Annotated in this window: 1 protein-coding gene; it reads right to left on the reverse strand. The window is 36.0% G+C overall.

Features of this window, described 5'->3' with window-relative positions:
* Positions 1-71 precede the first annotated feature (71 nt).
* Positions 72-608: an ATP-binding protein gene (locus tag Q0779_RS23620; RefSeq protein WP_298776711.1), complete on the reverse strand. Its 537-nt coding sequence runs from the start codon at positions 606-608 to the stop codon at positions 72-74.
* Between the last annotated feature and the right edge of the window lie 602 nt (positions 609-1210).

Below are 1210 nucleotides of genomic sequence, written 5' to 3' on the forward strand. Positions count from 1 at the left end.
TCATAATGTCACCTGTCATCTTATGAGGTGATGATATCACCTCTAACTAGGTGGCCAAACTAACTATGCCACTACAAGTTAATATAGTCCTTCAAAATCGGATGAGTGAATTTATCTCTCCGATTATTATTATATCCATATATTGTAATCTCGGTTCCAATATCTACCCCCTCAATAAAACTAACATCCACTGTCGGAATTTGACGATCAAATAGTTTTTTGAAAGGCTCCTCCATAATAGCTAATAATCCACTGCCATCACGAGATGTTTTTACCTCAATTCTATTACTATTGAAATAGACCTTGGTTCCGTGTCCTTTTTCACCAATAGTTGTCTCATCATCTCGACGTGTTGAATTTCCTAAATCAAAAAAATTCTGTAGGTTACCTGAAGTCATTCCAGAACCGTTATCCTTTAACGTAATCTTTAATATGGATTCGCCATATTGTTTAATAACTTCAAAGGAAATCTTTATTTCACTAGCCCCCGCATCATATGAATTGCTTATCGCTTCACGCACCAAATCAAGTGGATTCGAGAAGTCATTAGCTATTTCAATGAACTCTTGAGTTTCATCGACCTTCGGTGTAATTATAAAAGAGTCCATAACTTTCCTTAATCCTTCACAATATTCATATTTCGAATCTAATTAGTACGTAACCTTCATATATTGCCATACTCAAGTTTCTAAGCTGCGACTCAAAAAGAAAACCTGTACTTCAACTTCCCCCGCAAAATAACATCAACAAGTTGCTAATGTAAATAAAATATTTAAATCACATTGAGAGCAAAGTAAAAATCATTGATCCAGCTCACAGCTCACATTAATCGTTGTTATTTAAATGAAATCAAAAAGCAACACATTGGATTTTTGCTTTTGATTTCTATTCCCATCGAAATCGCTGAAATGCATTCAAAAAATCATGTAAAGCGTATAGGGATATACACTTAGCTTTCGCGGGACAGGACGTCCCATCGAAAGCGTTAATGATTTATTTAATAAGCATAAAGCTCGTACCTAACTGCAAGTAATTTCGTCGGGCCTCATGGGTAGATGGGAATCCACGACCTTCCTAAGCGGAGCTGAATATAATAAAAGTCCACTGCAAGTGATAAATACCATTAAAGTGAAACTGTTCCGTCCTGAGGTAAGTTGACACTTTGGAGACTTATCTATGAAAACCTCAAAAGCAATGGGCGTTAAACGCA

Origin of the sequence: uncultured Shewanella sp. (assembly GCF_947491715.1) — a bacterium.
Taxonomy (GTDB): Bacteria; Pseudomonadota; Gammaproteobacteria; order Enterobacterales; family Shewanellaceae; genus Shewanella.